16 protein-coding genes are annotated in these 19,333 nt (G+C 70.7%); 12 read left to right on the top strand and 4 right to left on the bottom strand.

Going from position 1 to position 19,333, the window contains the following annotated elements; translation table 11 throughout:
* Positions 1–268 precede the first annotated feature (268 nt).
* Entirely contained in the window at positions 269–2,152 is a 1,884-nt protein-coding gene (locus GD880_RS09265) for a glycoside hydrolase family 15 protein (protein ID WP_226909512.1), read from the bottom strand.
* Positions 2,153–2,369: 217 nt separating this feature from the next.
* Positions 2,370–3,416 (bottom strand): zinc-dependent alcohol dehydrogenase family protein, encoded by a 1,047-nt coding sequence (locus GD880_RS09260; protein ID WP_152231326.1) that lies wholly within the window; start codon positions 3,414–3,416, stop codon positions 2,370–2,372.
* A gap of 525 nt (positions 3,417–3,941) precedes the next feature.
* On the opposite strand from GD880_RS09260, the gene GD880_RS09255 reads away from it, so the two are divergent.
* The 7 genes from GD880_RS09255 (at position 3,942) to GD880_RS09225 (ending at position 12,585) form a co-directional block, all read left to right on the top strand.
* Positions 3,942–5,246 (top strand): ABC transporter substrate-binding protein, encoded by a 1,305-nt coding sequence (locus GD880_RS09255; RefSeq protein ID WP_152231352.1) that lies wholly within the window; start codon positions 3,942–3,944, stop codon positions 5,244–5,246.
* 73 nt (positions 5,247–5,319) lie between these two features.
* Complete coding sequence (locus GD880_RS09250) at positions 5,320–6,285, top strand: carbohydrate ABC transporter permease (RefSeq protein WP_152231325.1); 966 nt, start codon at positions 5,320–5,322, stop codon at positions 6,283–6,285.
* Positions 6,282–7,169: a carbohydrate ABC transporter permease gene (locus GD880_RS09245; RefSeq protein ID WP_152231324.1), complete on the top strand. Its 888-nt coding sequence runs from the start codon at positions 6,282–6,284 to the stop codon at positions 7,167–7,169. Before GD880_RS09250 ends, GD880_RS09245 begins: the two co-directional genes overlap by 4 nt.
* Positions 7,170–7,210: 41 nt before the next feature.
* The gene (locus GD880_RS09240) at positions 7,211–8,224 is read left to right on the top strand and encodes an NAD(P)-dependent alcohol dehydrogenase (protein WP_152231323.1); all 1,014 of its coding nucleotides are present in this window, start codon (positions 7,211–7,213) and stop codon (positions 8,222–8,224) included.
* Positions 8,225–8,263: 39 nt separating this feature from the next.
* Positions 8,264–9,376, top strand: a complete 1,113-nt coding sequence (locus GD880_RS09235; RefSeq protein ID WP_152231322.1) for an ABC transporter ATP-binding protein — start codon at positions 8,264–8,266, stop codon at positions 9,374–9,376.
* A gap of 71 nt (positions 9,377–9,447) precedes the next feature.
* Complete coding sequence (locus GD880_RS09230; protein WP_152231321.1) at positions 9,448–10,938, top strand: mannitol dehydrogenase family protein; 1,491 nt, start codon at positions 9,448–9,450, stop codon at positions 10,936–10,938.
* Between the two features lie 192 nt (positions 10,939–11,130).
* A complete protein-coding gene (locus tag GD880_RS09225; protein ID WP_152231320.1) occupies positions 11,131–12,585 on the top strand; it encodes an amino acid permease in 1,455 nt (484 codons plus the stop codon).
* A 32-nt stretch (positions 12,586–12,617) separates the two neighbouring features.
* On the opposite strand, the gene GD880_RS09220 is transcribed toward GD880_RS09225, so the two are convergent.
* Positions 12,618–13,115, bottom strand: a complete 498-nt coding sequence (locus GD880_RS09220) for a phosphatase PAP2 family protein (RefSeq protein WP_193314436.1) — start codon at positions 13,113–13,115, stop codon at positions 12,618–12,620.
* 151 nt (positions 13,116–13,266) lie between these two features.
* Here GD880_RS09220 and GD880_RS09215 point away from each other — a divergent pair, with 151 nt between their 5' ends.
* The 3 genes from GD880_RS09215 to GD880_RS09205 all read left to right on the top strand — a co-directional run bounded on the left by GD880_RS09215 (position 13,267) and on the right by GD880_RS09205 (position 16,657).
* Complete coding sequence (locus tag GD880_RS09215) at positions 13,267–14,481, top strand: sugar ABC transporter substrate-binding protein (RefSeq protein WP_152231318.1); 1,215 nt, start codon at positions 13,267–13,269, stop codon at positions 14,479–14,481.
* A gap of 152 nt (positions 14,482–14,633) precedes the next feature.
* On the top strand, positions 14,634–15,371 hold the full coding sequence (locus GD880_RS09210; protein ID WP_226909511.1) for an ATP-binding cassette domain-containing protein: 738 nt from the start codon (positions 14,634–14,636) through the stop codon (positions 15,369–15,371).
* Positions 15,372–15,376: 5 nt separating this feature from the next.
* Positions 15,377–16,657 carry a sugar ABC transporter permease gene (locus tag GD880_RS09205; RefSeq protein ID WP_152231317.1) on the top strand — a complete coding sequence of 427 codons (1,281 nt, stop codon included), beginning with the start codon at positions 15,377–15,379 and terminating at the stop codon, positions 16,655–16,657.
* Between the two features lie 70 nt (positions 16,658–16,727).
* Here the strand turns inward: GD880_RS09205 and GD880_RS09200 are convergent, their stop codons facing one another.
* Entirely contained in the window at positions 16,728–17,312 is a 585-nt protein-coding gene (locus GD880_RS09200) for a TetR/AcrR family transcriptional regulator (RefSeq protein WP_152231316.1), read from the bottom strand.
* A 162-nt stretch (positions 17,313–17,474) separates the two neighbouring features.
* On the opposite strand from GD880_RS09200, the gene GD880_RS09195 reads away from it, so the two are divergent.
* Both GD880_RS09195 and GD880_RS09190 read left to right on the top strand, forming a co-directional pair.
* On the top strand, positions 17,475–19,001 hold the full coding sequence (locus GD880_RS09195) for an APC family permease (RefSeq protein WP_152231315.1): 1,527 nt from the start codon (positions 17,475–17,477) through the stop codon (positions 18,999–19,001).
* On the top strand, positions 18,998–19,330 hold the full coding sequence (locus GD880_RS09190; RefSeq protein WP_152231314.1) for a cupin domain-containing protein: 333 nt from the start codon (positions 18,998–19,000) through the stop codon (positions 19,328–19,330). The genes GD880_RS09195 and GD880_RS09190 overlap by 4 nt, the downstream gene beginning before the upstream one ends.
* The last annotated feature ends 3 nt before the right edge of the window (positions 19,331–19,333 follow it).

The following is a 19,333-nucleotide window of genomic DNA, read 5'->3' as shown; positions in this document are numbered from 1 at the left end:
GGCGACGGTGGTGAGCGGGTCCACCAGGACCGCATCGTGCTCGCCGGAGATCAGGGTCGACGTCATCGGGTCCCAGGCCATCGGTGGCCCGAACGGGCGGGGCCGGTCTCCCACCAGGGGCTTGTCCGGCGCGTCGAAGACGGTGAAGCTGAGCGTCGATGTCATGTCGGCAGGTTCCTTTCTGTGACCAGGCGCCCTGAACCTCCCGGCGTGTCGGGAGCCCTGGTCGGGAGCGACGAGCGCTCGGACCGGCGCATGGCGGCGTCGGTCACAGTGGGTGAGCTGGCGCGAAGCGGACACCGCCCCCGCTCTCCTCGGCCCGAATGACGTGCATGAGCGCGTTGATGAGGGCCAGGTGGGTGAATGCCTGGGGGAAGTTGCCGAGATGGCGGCCGCTGATCGGGTCGATCTCCTCCGCGTAGAGCCCCAGCGGGCTCGCGTAGGACAGCACCCGCTCGCACAGGGCCTTGGCTCGTTCGACCTCCCCGATCTCGACCAGGGCGGATACCAGCCAGAAGGAGCAGATCGTGAAGGACCCCTCCGTCCCCGGCAGCCCGTCGTCGGTGTCCTCGACGCGGTAGCGGAGCACGAGCCCGTTGTAGGTCAGGTCGTCGGCGATGGCGAGGACCGTGGCGCGCACGCGGGGGTCGTCGGCGGGGAGGAACCGGAAGAGCGGCACCAGCAGGAGCGAGGCGTCGAGGGTGGTCGCGCCGTAGCGCTGCACGAAGACCCCCCGTTCGTCGACGCCGTTGGTGAGGATGTCCTCCCGGATCTCGTTCGCGATCCGCTGCCAGTGTTCCGCCTGTTCGGGCTGGTCGTGCAGCCGGGCGAGCCGCGCGCCCCGGTCCATCGCCACCCAGCACATCAACTTCGAGGAGGTGAAGTGCTGGGGCGCACCGCGCACCTCCCAGATGCCGTTGTCCGGCTCGCGCCAGTGCGTGGCCGCCTGCTCGACCTGCCGGCGCAGGATGGGCCACAGTGCCTCCGGCAGCTGGTCGCGCGACTTCACGTGCAGGTACACCGAGTCCAGCATCGCTCCCCACATGTCGTGCTGGCGCTGCAGGGCGGCGCTGTTGCCCACCCGGACCGGACGGGCGCCGTCGTATCCCTCGAGCTCGTCGAGCGTGTGCTCGGGCAGGTCCCGTTCCCCGCCGATGCCGTACATCAGCTGCAGCTCGTCCTGTGCGGCGACCTCTCGGATGAAGGAGAAGAAGTCGTTGGCCTCTCGGTCGAGACCCAGCGTGTAGAGCCCCCACAGGGCAAACGTGGAGTCACGGATCCACGCGTAGCGGTAGTCCCAGTTGCGGGTGCCGCCCGGGCTCTCGGGCAAGGATGTCGTGGCCGCGGCCATCAGCGCTCCGGTGGGCGCGTAGGTCAGCCCCTTGAGCGTCAGGGCGCTGCGCTGGAGCTCTTCGCGCCAGGGGTGATCGTGGAACTCCCCGACAGTGATCCACTGCCGCCAGTACTCCGTGGTGTACCACTGCTGCTGCGCGGCCTCGTCCCAGGTTCGCGGCGGCGGCAGCGTGGCCCAGGACAGCGCGACGAACGCCTGGTCGCCCTCGACCAGGCGGGTGCGGATCACGGCCGAGGGGCCTTCGAGGCCGATGTTCCTGTCGGTCGTGAGGCGGAGCACGGGCGCGGGGCCGTCACCCGGGCTCGCCGTGGTGGCCTCGCGGTATCCCGCACCCACGTACTGCCAGTCGGTCCGGCGCCGGCCGTAGTCGAAGACGGGCTCGCACAGGACCGACAGGTCCACGCTGCCGTTCACGCACCGGATCGTCCGCAAGAGGCAATGCCCGGCCTCGTAGTCCGACGGCGGGCGGCGGTACCGCGCCGCGCGCTTCTCGAGGTGGTGCCAGGGACCCATCACCAGGGCGTCGCGCACGATCATCCACCCGGTCGGGGCCTGCCATGTGGTCTCGAGGATGAGGCTGCCCGGGAGGTACCGGCGCGACGTCGGCTCCCGCACGCCATAGGGCGCGACCTGGAAGGAACCGGCACCCCGATCGAGCATGGCGGCGAACACGCTCGGCGAGTCGTGGCGCGGCAGGCACATCCACTCCACCTGCCCGCTCGGGGCGATGAGGCAGCTGGCCTCGCAGTCGGACAGGAACGCGTACTCCGCGATGGGCGGGAACGGGCTCTGCCTCATCCTGCGCGGGTGTCCGTCGCGATCACCGGGTCGGCTCTCAGAGGCCATGACACCAGGATGCGCCCACGACCGGCAGCAGGTCGTCATGGTGGGTCGTGGACCCGGCGACGCCGTCGGCGCCCCCTCGTGGACGGCGCCGCGATGACATCGCCGCGCATGGTGACGATGCGTCGGACCGGGGGCCCGGCCGGGGCCGTGCGTGGAGCGGCCCTGGCGGCTACGCGAAGACGATGCAGACCTTGCCTGCGGCGCCCTGGTCGGCGATGCGGTAGGCCTCGTCGGCCTGCTCGAGCCGGAAGCGGTGGCTGACGATGCGTTCGGGGTGCAGGTCCCAGCGCACGAGGTGCTCCAGGAGCTCCTCCATGTGCCGCAGGGACGTCACCCAGGAGCCGTGCAGCGAGATCTGCTTGTGAATCAGCAGCTCGGATACCGGGAAGGAGATCTGTCCGCCCTCGCCGACGAAGGCGCAGCGGCCCCAGGCTCGCGTGTTCTCGAGGGCGACCAGGCGGGCCGCACCGTTGCCCGAGCAATCGATGCTGGCCTCGCATCCGCGGCTGTCGGTGAGCTCCCGGATCGTGGCGGAGGCTCGCTCGTCGGCAGCGACGGCATGGTCGACGAGCCCCAGGTCGGTGGCCATCTGCAGGCGTTCCGGCGCGACGTCCGTGCCGATGATCGGCCCCGCGCCCAGGGCCCGGCCCAGCATGGCGGCCGCGAGGCCAACCGGACCCAGCCCGGTCACCAGCAGTCGGTCCTGGCCGGAGAGCTGCAGCCGCAGGAGGCCCTCGTAGGCGGTGCCGAAGCCGCAGGAGACGAGCGCCCCGTCGACGTACGACAGCGGTTCGGGGAGGAGGATGCAGGTCGCCTCCTCGGCCAGGAGGTACTCCGCGTGCCCGCCGTCGCGCTGCCAGCCGTGCGCCGCGCGACGGGGCGAGGTGCACCCGATCATGTAGCCCGAGCGGCATTCCTCGCAGACCCCGCAGCCGGCGATGTGGTAGACGACCACCCGGTCGCCGGGCTGCAGCCGCCGGCAGTCGGGACCGGCGGCGACGACCTGGCCGCACGGCTCGTGGCCGGCGATGACGCCCTGGTACGCCTCCGGGCCGGTGCCCAGGTGCTCGCGGTAGATGGCCCGGATGTCGCTGCCGCAGATCGACGAGGCCTTCATCTGCAGCAGGACCTGACCGTGTCCCGGCTCGGGAACCTCGACCGTGACGTGCTCGACGGTGCTGTCGCCCGGGAGGCGGACGGCGTTCATGACCGACATGGCTCTCCTTCGTGCTGTCGGGGCACTCGTCCCATCTCGAACGACGCTCTCACCAGATGGGCGTCATGCGCGTGGCCCGTGGCTCAGGTCCGTCCAGCGGCGGGGCGGCTGGCCTCGAGGCGGCGCGCTCGGCCCACAGGCCGCGTCGCCTGTGCCGCACAGCAGAGCGGGTGCCGCACCCGGCTGAGTGTGAGCCGCGACTCCCGCGGCGTCAACCGCCGGGCGCACTCGCTACCTCGGGCGAACGGGCGAACGCGTTGGTGACCGGCTCATTCGAGTCACAGATGCGCGAAAACGCCCAGCGCTTGACGTGGCGGCTGCCCGGATCGACACTTCACGACACATGTAGAGCAGCGGCGCTCGCCCGAGCGCCGGGCGTCCGGTGCTCGATGCAGTTTCGTCGTCGTGAACGGGCCGGGGGGCCGGAGGCGCTGGCGAGAGCCAGCCGGGCGAGAGGACGCGACTGTGCGCAGACGCACGCGACCTGCACTGGCCATCGCGGCGGTCACCGCTCTGGCGCTGTCGATGAGTGCGTGCGCCGGTTGGGGCGGTGGGCCCGGCGGCGGCGGGGAGAACAGCATCAACGTGCTGATGGTGAACAACCCGCAGATGATCGACCTGGAGCGGCTGACCGCGGCGAACTTCACGAAGGACACCGGCATCACGGTCAACTACACCGTCCTGCCGGAGAACGACCTCCGGGACAAGGCCAGCCAGGAGTTCACCAGCCAGGCCGGGCAGTACGACGTCGCCACCCTGAGCAACTTCGAGATCCCCATCTACGCCACCCGGGGCTGGATCGCCCCGCTCGACAAGTACGCCGCCACCGATCCCACCTTCGACCAGGCGGACATCCTGCCGACCATGGCGACCTCGCTGTCCTCCGGGGGCACGCTCTACGGCGAGCCCTTCTACGGCGAGTCCTCGTTCCTGATGTACCGCAAGGACGTGCTGGACGCCGCGGGCATCCAGATGCCGGCCCACCCCACCTGGCAGCAGGTGGCCGACATCGCGGCCAAGGTCGATGGCACCCGGCCCGGGATGGCCGGCATCTGCCTGCGTGGCCAGCCCGGCTGGGGCCAGATGATCGCGCCGCTGACCACCGTGGTGAACACCTTCGGTGGGACGTGGTTCACCGCGGACTGGCACGCCCAGGTGAACGACGCCGGCTTCCGCAAGGCCACACAGTTCTACGTCGACCTCGTCCGGGCGCACGGGGAGGCCGGTGCGCCGCAGGCCGGGTTTACCGAATGCCTCAACGCCTTGATCCAGGGCGACGCCGCCATGTGGTACGACGCCACCTCGGCGGCCGGGTCGCTGGAAGCCGCCGACTCCCCGGTCAAGGGCAAGATCGGTTACGCGCCCGCGCCGGTCGTCGAGACGACGAGCTCGGGGTGGCTCTACGCCTGGTCATGGAGCATCCAGGAGGCCAGCAAGAAGAAGGACAACGCCTGGAAGTTCATCTCCTGGGCCTCCGGGAAGGAATACGAGCAGCTGGTCGGATCCGAGCTGGGGTGGTCCCGGGTCCCGGCCGGCAAGCGCAAGTCAACCTACGAGATCCCGCAGTATCTGCAGGTTGCCGGGGCGTTCGCTCAGCCCACCCTCGAGGCGATCACCAGCGCCGACCCGAACAACCCGGGCGTCCAGCCTCGCCCCGCGCCGGGGATCCAGTTCGTCGGCATCCCGGAGTTTCCCGACCTGGGCACGCAGGTGTCCCAAGACATCAGCTCGGTGATTGCCGGGAGGGAGACCGTCGCCCACGCGCTCGACCGGGGCCAGCAGCTGGCCGACGACGTCGCTGCCTTCCATCGGTCACGGGAGCAGAAGTGACGAGGCTCGTCGGTGCGCCCGCGACGACGGCGCGCGACCCCCGGTCCGCCACCGATCACTGGAGGGGAGCGGCATGAGCGTCACTCTCGAACGTACCGGCGGGCGCGCGGAGGGCGCGGCACCGCCTCGCGGTGGCGGGGCGCTGCGACGCTCGGCCGACTGGGCCCGGCGGGCGCCCCTGCTACCGGCGCTGGTGTTCACGATCATCCTGACCCAGCTGCCCTTCGTGGCCACGCTGGTCATCTCGTTCATGAACTGGAACGCCTACTATCCCCAGGACCGCGGCTTCGGCGGCCTGACCAACTACCGGCGGGTGCTGACCGACGTCACGACGCGCAACGCCATCTTCGTGACGATCGAGCTCACCGTCGTGGTGGTGCTGGTCAGCCTGGTCCTCGGGCTGCTGATCGCGCTCCTGCTGGACCGGAAGTTCCATGGGCGCGGCGTGGTGCGGACGATGATGATCACGCCGTTCCTCGTCGTCCCGGTGGCCGCGGCCCTCATCTGGAAGCACGCCATCTTCAACCCGGTGTACGGCCTGATCAACGGGGTGCTGACCTGGATCTGGCAGCTGTTCGGCTCGACGAGTCCGCCTCAGCCGGACTGGATCTCGACCTTTCCGCTGGGAGCCATCGAGATCACCCTGATCTGGCAGTGGACACCGTTCATGATGCTGATCCTGCTCGCGGGCCTGCAGAGCCGGCCGCTCGACGTGATCGAGGCGGCCCGCATCGACGGCGCCAGCGGCTGGCAGATCTTCCGCTACATGACCTTCCCGCACCTGCGCCAGTACATGGAGCTGGCCTCGCTGCTCGGCGCGATCTTCATCCTGCAGACCTTCGACGCGGTCTTCGTCATCACGTCCGGCGGCCTGGGCACGGCCAACCTGCCCTACGTCATCTACCAGCTGTTCTACCTGGCCCACGACTACGGCCGGGCGTCGGCCGCCGCCGTCATCACCCTCATCGGCACGATCATCATCGCCACCCTGGCCCTGCGGACCGTGTCGACGTTGTTCCGGCAGGAGGCCGCCCGATGAGTTCCGTCGCCGACGTCGCGCCGATCCCCGCGACCCGTACCACGGCGGGTGGCCCCCGCCGCGCCCGCAAGCCCCGGAGCTCACCGATCCTCGGACTGGTCGCCTGGCTGGTCGGGCTCCTCTTCGTGCTGCCGGTGCTCTGGATGATCCTGACGTCGCTCCACAGCGAGCCGGACGCGGCGACGAACCCGCCATCGGTGCTGGCGCCGCTGACCCTGGACGGCTACCGCGAGTTCTTCACCGGAGGCGCGAGCCCGTGGCCCGCGCTGCTCAACTCGGCGACCGCCGCCGTGCTGTCCACCGTGGTGGTGCTCCTGCTGTCGATCCCGGCGGCCTACGCGTTGTCCATCCGGCCGGTGCGCAAGTGGACCGACGTGATGTTCTTCTTCCTGTCCACCAAGATGCTGCCGGTCGTGGCCGGGCTGCTGCCCCTCTACCTGTTCGCCCAGTTCAGCGGGTTGCTGGACAACATCTGGTACCTCGGCATCCTCTACACCGCGATGAACCTGCCGATCGCCGTGTGGATGATGCGCTCCTTCCTCGACGAGGTCCCGGTCGAGATCCTCGAGGCGGCGTCGGTGGACGGCGCGGGGCTCATCCGGACGCTGCGGCAGATCGTCGCGCCCGTCGTCATGCCCGGGATCGCGGCCACCTCGCTGATCTGCTTCATCTTCTCCTGGAACGAGCTGCTCTTTGCCCGGGTGCTGACCGGGACCCGGGCGGAGACCGCGCCGGTCTTCCTGACCGGCTTCGTGACCAGCCAGGGGCTGTTCCTGGCCCAGGTGTGCGCGGCCTCCTTCGTGGTGTCGCTGCCGGTGCTGATCGCCGGGTTCGCCGCCCAGGACAAGCTGGTCCAGGGCCTGTCCATGGGGGCGGTCAAGTGAGCACCTTGAGCGCCCCGACCAGCGCGCGGCAGGTGTCCACCATGAGGGCCGCCGTGCTGCGCGGGCCGGGCGACGTCGTCGTCGAGGAGCGGCCGGTACCTCGACCGAGCCGGGGGGAGGTCCTTGTCCGCGTCGCGTCGGTGGGGGTGTGCGGCTCCGACACCCACTACTACGAGCACGGGCGCATCGGGCGCTTCGTCGTGGAGGCCCCCCTCGTCCTGGGGCACGAGGCGTCCGGCGAGGTCGCCGCCCTGGGGGAGGGCGTCACCTCGCTGGCCGTGGGACAGCGGGTGTCGGTCGAGCCGGGCGTCCCGGACCTGACCTGCGAGCAGTGCCTGGCCGGCCGGTACAACCTCTGCCCGAACATGCGGTTCTTCGCGACCCCGCCGGTCGACGGCGCCCTCGCCCAGTACGTCGTCGTGCACGCGGCCTTCGCCCACCCGGTGCCGGCGGACATGAGCGACGACGCCGCCGCCCTGCTCGAACCGCTCTCGGTGGGCATCTGGGCGTGCCGCAAGGGTGGCATCACCGCCGGTTCCCGGGTGCTCGTCACCGGCGCGGGGCCCATCGGGCTGGTCAGCGTGCAGGCGGCGCTGGCCTTCGGGGCGACCGAGGTGGTGGTCTCCGACGTCAATCCCGCGCGCCTGGCGCTGGCGAGGGACCTGGGGGCCACGTCCGTCGTCGACGCCCGGACGACGAGCCTGGCCGACCTCCAGCGCCCACCCCAGGTCCTCCTCGAGTGCTCCGGTCATCCGGCGGCCACCGCCCAGGCGCTGCGCGCCCTCGACCGGGCCGGCCGGGCCGTCCTCGTCGGCATGGGCGGCGACGAGATCCCGCTGCCGCTCTCGGTCCTGCAGGAGCGTGAGCTCGAGGTGACCGGGACCTTCCGGTACGCCGGGACCTGGCCGACGGCGATCGCCCTGGTCGCCTCCGGACGGATCGACCTGGACCGCCTGGTCACCGGGGCCTACGGGCTGCGCGAGGCCGAGGAGGCGCTGACCGCCGGCCGCCGTGACCCCCAGACCGTGAAGGTCGTCGTCCACCCCCAGTCCTGACGTCCTGGTTCCCGTTCCGCAGAGGCAAGGAGAGACCCGATGGCCTCCGTCACGTACGCGAAGGCGAGCCGCATCTACCCGGGCTCCGAGCGTCCCGCGGTCGATGCCCTCGACCTGGAGATCGCCGACGGGGAGTTCCTGGTCCTCGTCGGGCCCTCGGGCTGTGGCAAGTCGACCAGCCTGCGGATGCTCGCCGGCCTGGAGGAGGTCGACGAAGGAGACATCCTGATCGGCGACCGCGTCGTCACGAACCTCAAGAGCAAGGACCGCGACATCGCGATGGTCTTCCAGAGCTACGCCCTGTACCCGCACATGACGGTGGCCGAGAACATGGGCTTCGCGCTGAAGATCGCCGGCACGAGCAAGGAGGAGATCCGCACGCGGGTGGCCGAGGCCGCCAAGATCCTCGACCTGACGGAGTTCCTGGACCGCCGGCCCAAGGCGCTGTCCGGCGGGCAGCGCCAGCGTGTCGCCATGGGACGGGCGATCGTGCGCTCCCCGCAGGTGTTCCTCATGGACGAGCCGCTGTCCAACCTCGATGCCAAGCTCCGCGTGCAGACCCGCACCCAGATCGCCGCGCTGCAGCGCCGGCTGGGGACCACCACGGTCTACGTCACCCACGACCAGGTCGAGGCCATGACGATGGGGGACCGGGTCGCCGTCCTCCGGGCCGGGATCCTCGAGCAGTGCGACACGCCGCTGCGGCTGTACAAGGAACCCGCCAACGTCTTCGTCGCCGGCTTCATCGGCTCGCCGGGCATGAACATCGCCGAGTTCCGGGTCGAGGAGGGGTACGCCGTCCGGGGACAGGCACGCCTGCCGCTGTCTCGCGCGTCCGCGAGTGCGCTGGCGGCCGAGGGGTCCGACCGCGTCACCGTCGGGTTCCGCCCCGAGGCCCTCGACGTGGTCGCGGAGGGCGAACCCAATGCGTTCCCGGTCGAGGTCGGCGTCGTGGAGGAGCTCGGCTCGGACGCCTTCCTGCACGGGATCTTGTCCGGGCTGCCCGAGGGCGGCTCGACCGAGAGCGGAATGATCATCGCCCGCGTCGATCCGAGCCGGCCACCGGCCAAGGGGGAGCGGGTGCACATCCAGATCCAGCCCGGGAAGGAGCACCTCTTCTCCGTGGTGACCGGAAACCGGCTGCCCACCTGAGTTCCCGGCGCCCGCGGCCGGCACGGGCCCTCGGGCGGCCCCACAGTCCCCGCCGTGCTAGAGGAGGAGCCATGCCTTCACTGAACGCCACCTCGCTGCCGGACCTGCCCGCCGAGGTGCACGCGCCGACCTACGACCGCTCCGCGGTGCGGACGGGCATCGTGCACATCGGCGTCGGCGGGTTCCACCGATCGCACCAGGCGATGTACGTCGACCGCCTGCTGGAGCAGGGGAAGGCACAGGACTGGGGCATCTGCGGCGTCGGCGTGCTGCCGGCCGACCGCCGCATGGCGGAGGTCATGTCCGCGCAGGACGGCCTGTACACCCTGATGGTCAAGGACCCGGACGGCAACGTCGAGGCGCGGGTCGTGGGGTCGATCGTCGAGTACCTGCTGGCGCCGGACGACCCCGACGCCGTCGTGGAGAAGATGGCGGCCGAGCAGACGCGGATCGTGTCGCTGACGGTGACCGAGGGGGGCTACAACATCAACGCCGTCACCGGCGAGTTCGACGTCTCCAACCCCCAGATCGTGGCCGACGCCGCACCAGGAGCGGTCCCGCAGACCACCTTCGGGCTCGTCACCGAGGCCCTCGCCCGGCGGCGGGAGCGAGGGCTGCCGGCGTTCACCGTCATGTCCTGCGACAACATCCAGGGCAACGGGGACGTGGCACGCAGGAGCTTCGTCACCTTCGCGAAGCTGCGGGACCCCGAGCTCGGCAGCTGGATCGCCGAGCACGTCTCCTTCCCGAACTGCATGGTCGACCGGATCACCCCCGCGACCACCGACGACGACCGTGCGGAGGTCGCCCGCCGGTTCGGGATCGAGGACGGGTGGCCCGTCGTGTGTGAGCCCTTCACGCAATGGGTCCTCGAGGACACGTTCGGCCTGGGCCGGCCGCCGTTCGAGGACGCCGGCGTCCAGGTCGTCGCGGACGTCGAGCCCTACGAGCTGATGAAGCTCCGGCTGCTCAACGCCAGTCACCAGGGGCTGTGCTACTTCGGCTACCTCGCCGGCTACCGGCTGGTCCACGACGTGTGCCAGGACCGCCTGTTCGCCGACTTCCTCCTCGCCTACATGAACCGCGAGGCGACGCCCACGCTGGAGCCCGTCCCCGGCGTGGACCTGGCCGCGTACAAGACGACCCTGATCGAGCGGTTCTCCAACCCCTACATCAGGGACACGGTGGCCCGGCTGTGCGCGGAGAGCTCGGACCGCATCCCGAAGTGGCTGCTGCCGGTCGTCCGGCACAACCTGGCCCACGACGGCGAGGTCACCCGGTCGGCGGCCATCGTCGCCAGCTGGGCACGGTACGCCGAGGGGGTCGACGAGCAGGGCGAGCCGATCCAGGTGGTGGACCGGCTCGCGGAGCAGCTCACCGCGGTCGCCTCCCGGCAGCGCGAGGACCCGCTGGCCTTCCTCCGGGACCGGGAGCTGTTCGGGGACCTCGTCGACGACGAGCGGTTCACCGGGCCGTACCGGGCGGCGCTGGCCCTGCTGCACGAGCGCGGCGCCCGGGCGACTCTCGAGTCGCTCGCCGAGGAGCGTCAGACGGCCGCCTGAGACGGGCGTGTGCGACCGCCTGCGGAACTCGCCTCGACGTCGTGGATCCGGACCCAGGTCGGGGGGACGTCGACGCGGGCCTCCCTGCCGCCCGCTCCGGTGGACGCGGCGCGCGATCGCTGTGACGCTCGTTGTGCGCACCTTCGCCCGAGGACCGGGTTCAGGGCGCTCCCACCGGAGGGAGCGGTTGAGATGGTGTCAGAGCACGGCTCGATCTGGCGGCGCATGCCCGTGGACCAGATCGAGGAGATCGAGAGCGAGACCGGCTCCGGCAAGCTCACCAGGAGCCTGGGGCTGTGGCAGCTCACCGCGATCGGGGTCGGGGGCATCGTCGGCGTCGGCATCTTCTCGCTCGCCGGCGTGGTCGCCCATGGCGACGCCGACAATCCCGCCGCCGGGCCGGCCGTCCTGATCTCCTTCCTCATCGCGGGGCTGGCGTCGGCGGCCGCGGCGTTGTCCTACGCCGAGTTCGCGGGGATGGTGCCCCGCGCCGGGTCGGCGTACACGTACGGGTACGTGGCGCTCGGCGAGATCATCGGGTGGTTCATCGGCTGGGACCTGCTGCTGGAGTACACCGCCATCGTGGCCGTCGTGGCGATCGGCATCTCGGGCTACCTGGACGCCTTCCTCGCCGGGACCGGCCTGACCTTGCCCACGTCGATCACCGCCAACGCCTTCGAGGCCAAGGGCGGGTTCATCAACCTCCCGGCGGTGCTGATCGTCCTGCTCGTGACGTTCATCCTCAGCCGGGGGTCCAAGACCTTCGGACGGTTCGAGCTGATCGCGGTGGCGATCAAGATCGGCCTGATCGTCCTGATCATCGCGCTGGGCGTCTTCTACATCGACACCGGCAACTACGTCCCGTTCATGCCCAACGGCTTCGGCCCGGTGCTGACCGGCGCCGCGACGGTCTTCTTCGCCGTGTTCGGGTACGACGCCATGTCGACCGCCGCGGAGGAGGCGAGCGACGGGCGCCGGCACATGCCCAAGGCGATCATCCTCTCGCTCATCATCGCGATGATCCTGTACGTCGCCGCCACGCTGGTGCTCACGGGACTGCAGCACTACAGCCAGATCAACCCGCTCGCGGGCTTCGCCTCCGCGTTCAACAACGTCGGCCTGCCGGTGGTCGCGAACGTCATCTCGATCTTCGCCGTGCTGTCGATCCTCACCGTCATGCTGACGTTCCTGCTCGGGGTCACGCGCGTGTGGTTCTCCATGAGCCGCGACGGCCTGCTCTCGCCGTGGTTCTCGCGGGTGGACCGCCACGGCACGCCGCAGCGGGTGACCTGGATCGCCGGGGTGGTGGCGACCGTGCTGGCAGGCGTCCTGCCGATCCGCGCCGCGGCCGACCTGACGAACATCGGCATCCTCTCGGCGTTCGTCGTCGTGTGCGTGGCCGTGATCCTGTTCCGGTACACCCGCCCCGACGCGGAGCGTTCCTACCGGTTGCCGTTCATGCCGGTCGTGCCGGCGTTCGGCGTGATCGCGTCGGCGTTCCTCATCCTCCACCTGCACTGGGAGACCTGGGTCCGGTTCGCGGTGTGGCTGGTCATCGGTCTCATCATCTACTTCACCTACGGACGGCGGCACTCGCTGCTCAACCCGGCCAGCCCGCTCCACCGGCACCAGCGGGCGCCGTCGTAGGCGTGGTCCCCCGGCGACGGTCGTGGGCGTGATCACGCGGCGGCACGAGGCGTCGCCCCGCGCCGCCCGGCCGCCCACGCCACGCACCGCCGGGCGACGACGACCCCGACGCCCGCGCACGCCGCGCCGATGGCGAGGCCGGCGAGGACGTCCGGGACGTGGTGGATGTGGGCGGCGACGCGCGCCGCCCCCACCGCGGCCGCCACCACCAGGAGCGCGGCGCCGACGCGGCGGCGCCACGCAAGGACGACGGCGGCGACGGCGGCGCCCAGGGTGGTGTGGTCCGACGGGAAGCCGTTGTCGGCGGCGTGCGGGACCAGTGCCGTCCGGCCATCGACGACGAACGGCCGGGGGTCGGTCCACAGCAGCGCCGCCAGCTCGATCCCGATCCCGGCGAGGACGAGGGTCACCACGGCGGCGACGGCCAGGGCCGCCTTGTCGCGTCGCCCGGCACGCCACCACACCAGCAGCGCGCCCGCGGGGACCACGAAGACGGCCCACTGGGCCACGAGGGAGACGACGGTGAGCACGTCGGGCATCGTGCAGCCACCGCCTGGGAGCTACCTGTGCGCCTGGGATTGTGGACCTGTTCGGGCCGTTCGTGCGGCCTTCCCTTTTCGGGTGAGAGAGCGGAGGATTCGGCGCAGTACGGGTGTCGTGTCACCGAGGAAAGGAAGACAGATGAGAACCGTACGCACGGGTGTGGCGCTCACGAGCGCAACCCTCTGTCTCGGGCTGGTGGTCACCGCCTGCAGCTCGAACACCCCGACGTCCTCCCCGACGACGCAGTCGACGACGTCCACCGCAGTACCTCAGCTCAAGGCGACCGACTTCACCGCCGACTTCGCCGCCATGAAGCAGCTGACCGACCTCGCCAAGCAGGGCAAGGGGATGATCGGCGTCCTCCTTCCCGACACGACGACGTCCACCCGGTACGTCCAGTACGACGCCCCCTACCTCACAAAGGCGTTCGAGGCGGCGGGGCTGTCGGCGTCCGACTTCAAGATCGACAACGCCAACGGCAGCGCCGCCACCATGCAGACCCAGGCCGAGGCGGACATCAACGCCGGCGCCTCGGTGCTCCTCGTCGACCCCCTCGACCCCGGCAGCGGCGCCGCGATCGAGGCCAAGGCCGAGGCGGCCGGCGTGAAGGTCATCGACTACGACCGGCTCGTCACCGGCGGCCCGGCCGACCGGTACTACGTCAGCTTCGACAACGTCGAGGTCGGCAAGCTCATCGGCCAGGGCGCGGTGGACTGCATCGGCGGCTGGAACGTCCCGACCCCGAACGTCCTCGTCATGGACGGCGACCCCTCGGACAACAACGCCAAGCTCTTCGCCCAGGGCTACAACGGCGTGCTCGACCCGAAGTTCAAGGACGGCACGTTCACCAAGGTCGGGGAGCCGGCCGGGACCTGGACCCCGTCCGTCGCCGCCACGACCTTCGAGCAGCAGCTCACCGCCAACCCGGCCACGAATGCCGTCGTGACCCCGAACGACGACAACGCCAACGCCGTGATCGCCGTGCTGAAGAAGAACGGCACCCCGGCGAAGAAGTTCCCGACCACCGGTCAGGACGCCTCGCTGCCGGGCCTGCAGAACATCCTCACCGGCTACCAGTGCGGCACCGTCTACAAGCCGATCTACCTGGAGGCGCAGGCGGCGGCAGCGCTCGCGATCTACCTGCGGGCGGGCCAGGAGCCGCCGTCGTCGCTGGTCGCCGCCACGACCAAGGACACCGTGCTGAACAAGGACATCAAGTCGGTCTACACCACCCCGGTCTGGGTGACCCCCGACAACATGGCCGCCACGGTGGTCAAGGACGGCGCGGTCAAGGTCGCGGACCTGTGCACCGGCGACGTCGCGAGCGCCTGCGCGCAAGCCGGCATCAAGTAGGGCACACCCTGGGACGTGGCGGGCCACGGGCGGCCCGCCACGCCCCTCCCACCTCAGGGGAGGACACCACGGACGCCACGACTACCGCCCCGCCCGGCGCCGCCCCGGCGCCGGGCGGCGACGGAGAGACGCCGCTGCTGCGCCTACGGGGCGTGAGCAAGCACTTCGGGCCGGTCCAGGCCCTGACCGAGGTCGACCTGGACCTTCCCGCCGGTCAGGTGACGGCGCTGGCGGGGGACAACGGGGCCGGGAAGTCCGTCCTCATCAAGTGCATCTCGGGCATCCACCCGCCCGAGGCGGGGGAGATGTGGTGGAACGGCGAGCCGGTCCACGTGCGCACGCCGAGCGAGGCGGCCGCCCGCGGGATCGAGACGGTCTACCAGGACCTCGCGCTGTGCGACAACCTCGACGTCGTCCAGAACATGTTCCTCGGCCGCGAGCGCGTCCGTCACGGCCAGCTGGACCAGGAGGCGATGGAGGGGGCCGCGCGGGAGACGCTGTCGAGCCTGGCCGTGACGACCATCCGGTCGGTCCGGCAGGTCGTGGCCTCCCTCTCCGGCGGGCAGCGCCAGTCCGTCGCCATCGCCAAGGCGGTGCTGTGGAACTCCCAGCTCGTCATCATGGACGAGCCCACGGCCGCGCTCGGCGTGGCGCAGACCGCGATGGTGCTGGACCTGGTGCGCCGGCTCGCCGACCGCGGGCACGCGGTGATGCTGGTCTCGCACAACCTCAACGACGTGTTCGCCGTGGCCGACCGGATCGCCGTGCTGCACCTGGGCCGGATGGTCGCCGCGCGCCCCACCGCGGAGCTCGACCGCCAGATCGTGGTGGACCTCATGACGACCGGCGCGTCCACACGGACGGCGCAGGCACCTGGGACAGGGGGGTAGCGGTCATGTCGAAGCTCCAGGACGCCGAGAAGCCCCCGGCCGACACCCCTCCGGGTGCGGGCGCCGCGGTGGCCGGGCCCGCCGCGCCGCCGTCGGTGGGGGAGTACCTGCACCTGTCCGTGCAACGGATCAGGGGCGGTGAGACGGGCGTGCTGCCGGTGGTCGGCGGGCTCGTGCTGGTCGCGATCCTGTTCCAGTCGCTCAACAGCCACTTCCTCACGGCCGGGAACCTCGTCAACCTCCTCGTCCAGGCGGCGGTCTTCAGCCTCCTGGCGATCGGCGAGGTGTTCGCGCTCCTCCTCGGCGAGATCGACCTGTCCATCGGCTTCGTGGCCGGCGTGGGCGCCGTCGTCATGACCGAGCTGCTCCTGCCCAGCACCGGCTTCCCCTGGTGGGCGGCGATCGCCGCGGCGCTGGTCGTCACCGCCCTCATCGGCCTGCTCCAGGGCACCCTCATCACCCGGCTCGGCCTGCCCTCGTTCGTGGTGACCCTCGCCGGGCTGCTGTTCTGGCAGGGCGTCATGCTGTGGGTGCTCGGCAACGGCGGCTCGATCCTCATCCAGGACGAGGTCGTCAACGCCATCAGCAGCGGCACGCTCACCCGGGCGGCGGGCTGGGTCGTCATGCTCGTCATCGTCGGCCTCTTCGCGCGCCAGACGTGGCGCCAGGACCGGCGGCGGCGCGAGTCCGGCCTCGTCGCCCCGCCGCCCCAGCTGACCGTGGCCAAGATCCTCGCCGCCCTCGCCGGCGGCGTGGCGCTGGTCCTGCTGTGCAACGCCGACCGCGGGGTGCTCGCCCCGGTGTACGGCATGCCGTGGGTCGTGGTCCTCGTCTTCGCGGTCCTGGCCGCGTGGACGTACCTGCTGGGCCGCACGCGCTTCGGGCTGTACGTCTACGCGATCGGCGGCAACGCCGAGGCGGCCCGCCGCGCCGGCATCCGGCTTCCGCGGATCCGGACGCTGGCCTTCGTGCTCTGCTCGTTCACCGCGGGCATCGGCGGCATCGTCTACGCCTCGCGGCTGCGGTCGATCTCGACCGCGCTCGACGGCGGCACCCTCGTGCTGTACGCGGTCGCCGCCGCGGTCATCGGCGGGACGAGCCTGTTCGGCGGGCGCGGCAAGGCGTTGCACGGGGTGCTCGGCGGCGTGGTCATCGCGGCCATCGACAACGGCATGGGACTGCTCGGGTTCAGCGCGGCGGCGAAGTACATCGTCACGGCGATCGTGCTGGTGATCGCGGTGACGATCGACGCCGTCGCCCGGCGCAACCGGCCCGAGGGGAGGTAGGCGACAGCTCTCCTGCAGATCCGCGGTCCGCGCGCGGCGCCGGGGAGGGCCGACGTGGCGCTCGCGAATGTCAGGCCGCGCTTCTCGGCGGACCGTGAGGGGAGCGGTCGAGCAGCTCGCCGACACGCTCGACGGCCTCGCGCACGGTGTCGTCATCGGCCACGGTGAGCTGTTGGAGGACCAGCCCGTCGAGGGCGGCGAACACGGCGCGTGCCAGCGGTCTGGGGTGTGAGTACCCCCGCCTCGTGAGAGCGCGCTCGAGCGCATCGACGTACCCCTCGTACAGGCTGACCGCCTCGTCCCGGAGCTCGGGTCGACGGCGGGACTCGAGGACGAACTCGTACTGGAAGACCTGCAGATGGGGCTCGGCCGCCACGAGGTCCACCAGGGTGCGGGCGAAGTCGGCGTCGATCGTCTCGGTGGCCGAGAGGTCGCTGAGTCGTATGGCTCGAGCGGTCGCCCAGGCGACGGCGGCGTGCAGGAGCGAGTCCTTGGTTCCGAAATGGTGGCTGATCAGCGTGTTGTTGACGCCGGCGCGCTCCGCGACCGCGCGGAAGGTGAGCCCGCGGAGGCCCTTCTCCGCGACGACGGCCACGGTCGCCGCCAGGAGCGCCTCGCGGCCGTCGCCGTACCTGTTGCTTCGGACCGCCGTCATGCCCGGAGTTTATCGGGCACGACCACAGTCCCTTGACGCCGGCCGAACACCCCCTTGACAACCAGAACTAAGCAGTTGCATAGTTCTGATTCATGCGTTGACGCAGCCCCGGCGGCGCCCTTTGCCCGCACCGGGATCCCCCCTTCTTGAAGGGCCGAATCAATGGCTGATTCGCTCATGCACGAAAACTCCGACACTGAGAACCGCCTTCACCGGACGCTGCGTTGGCAAGACGCCTTCGCGCTCGCCATGGCCGTCTCCGGTGGGCTGTTCGTCTCCTTCGGGCCCACCATGGCCGCCATCGGGGCCCTGTCCGCCATGTTCATCTGGGCCCTTGCCGCGGCCGTGGGGTGGGCGCAGAACTACCTCTTCGCCGAGATGGCGTCCATGTTCCCGGACAAGCCCGGTGGCGTACCCGTCTACGCCCACGAGGCGTGGAAGGAGCGGTTCGCCCCTGCCGGCGCCATGGCCACCTTTGGCTACTGGTTTGGCTGGTCGGCCGTGATCTCGATCGTGAGCCTCACCGCCGGCGCCATCATCCAGGCCAGGTGGTTCCCGTCGGCGTCGTGGGTGCTCGACCTCGGGGTCGCTCAGATGGGTGCCGCCCAGGTCATCGCGATCGTCCTGATGCTCGCGCTCATGGTGCCCAACCTCCTGGGAGCCCAGCCGGCCGCCTGGGTCAACAAGATCTTCGGTGCCTTGTTGGTGGTGCCGCTTCTCGTCTTCGTGGTGGCTCCGTTGACCAGCGGGCAGTGGGACGTGAGCAACCTGACCTGGGGGCTCGGCCACCCGGGTGCAGACCACTGGGGCGGTATCCAGGACGCCGCGGTCTGGTTGTACCTCGTGGGCTGGACGGCCTACGGCACCGAGATGTGCGCCGCCTTCACCCCGGAGTACCGCTCCGGCAGGGACGCCCGCCGCGCCCTGTCCAGCTCGGGCGGCTACACCTTCGCCGTCTTCGCGCTGGTGCCGATCGGCATCGGGGGCCTCGTCTCGCAGCCGGACGCCGCGGCCGACCCCACGGCGGTCTTCGTCAACGGCTTCGCCGCCGCCTTGCCGGCCGGCTTCGCCGGCGATGCGGCGCTGGTCATCACCATCGGCGCGCTCCTCATGGGCGTCAACGCCAGCATGGCGGACGGATCACGGGCGATGTACGGCGCAGCGCTCGACGGTCTCGTCCCGCGCCAGTTCGAGAAGCTCAACCGCTACCAGGTGCCGGCCCGTGCCGTCGTGACCGCCGTCGTCATGAACGTGCTGCTCGTCCTGTTCGTCACCAACCCGATCTCGATCCTCGTGGCGGCGAACATCGGCTACCTGCTGGCCATCCTGCTCGCCGTCTCCGGCTTCATCGTGCTGCGCCGCGACCATCCCCAGATGCCTCGAACCTTCAAGCTCGGGCGCGGCGCCGTCCCGCTGGCAGCGGTGACAACCGTCTACGGGGCCGCCGTCCTCCTCATCGGCGCGTCGTCCTCCAAGCTCTCCGGCTACGGCGGCCCGGTGGAGCTGGCCATCGGCCTCGGCATCCTCCTGCTCTCGGTGGTCTTCTTCGTCATCCGCCGCCGGGTCCAGGACGAGCTGCCCCTGCTGCGCGAACGGCGGACCGCCGTCGCCGTTGCGGAGTCACCTCCCGTGTCCTCCACAGACCGACCCGACGACTTCATCCGCACCACCGCGAAGGAGATGCAATGACCCAGGTGTTCCACGCCACGCACGACCCGGCCGCCCTCGAGCCCTTCGAGGTCGGCACCGTCCAGTGGCTCCGCCGCCCCGGCGACAACGGCAACGAGGCCCTCTCCGCGGGCATCTGGACCGTCAGCCCCGACGACGCCCCGGAGCCCTTCGACCTGCCCATCGAGGAGGACGAGACCGTCTACATCGTCTCGGGCCACCTCCGCATCGAGGTGCAGGGCGGCGACGCCTTCGACCTCACCGCCGGCTCCATGGCCTCGTTCTCCCGGGGCGCGATGACACGCTGGACCGTCGTCGAACCCACCGTCGAGTTCTTCGTCTACAGCTAGGAG

The sequence above is a fragment of the Georgenia ruanii genome (genome assembly GCF_009193175.1).
In the GTDB taxonomy this organism is placed as follows: Bacteria; Actinomycetota; Actinomycetes; order Actinomycetales; family Actinomycetaceae; genus Georgenia; species Georgenia ruanii.
This window is presented reverse-complemented; position numbering and strand designations above follow the sequence as displayed.